We start from the raw sequence: 272 nt of genomic DNA, 5'->3' as shown, positions 1-272 counted from the left end.
GCGTCACGGTCGATGCGAACGACATTGACGTTGATGATGCGGGTAACGTTACCGTTTCGGGACAAGATCTGAGTACGCTGACCGACGGAGAATTAACCGTCACCATGACGGTGACCGATGCCGCGGGTAACGAGGGCAGCGTAATCGACAACGCAACCTTAGACACCAGTGCCGAGCAGGGTAACGTCAATGTGAATAACATCACCAGCGATGATGTGATCAACGCGGAAGAAGCAGGGCAAACGATCGCCGTTACCGGTACAGCCGAAGGC

1 protein-coding gene is annotated in these 272 nt (G+C 55.1%); it reads left to right on the top strand.

Annotated elements, in window-relative coordinates:
• Positions 1 to 272, top strand: a 272-nt coding sequence (locus L8G48_RS13380) for a hypothetical protein (RefSeq protein WP_248265090.1), incomplete at both ends; no start/stop codon positions are given.

Origin of the sequence: Idiomarina aminovorans (genome assembly GCF_023155095.1) — a bacterium.
In the GTDB taxonomy this organism is placed as follows: Bacteria; Pseudomonadota; Gammaproteobacteria; order Enterobacterales; family Alteromonadaceae; genus Idiomarina; species Idiomarina aminovorans.
The sequence above is the reverse complement of the archived record's forward strand: the minus strand, read 5'-3'. Positions and strand labels throughout refer to the sequence as shown.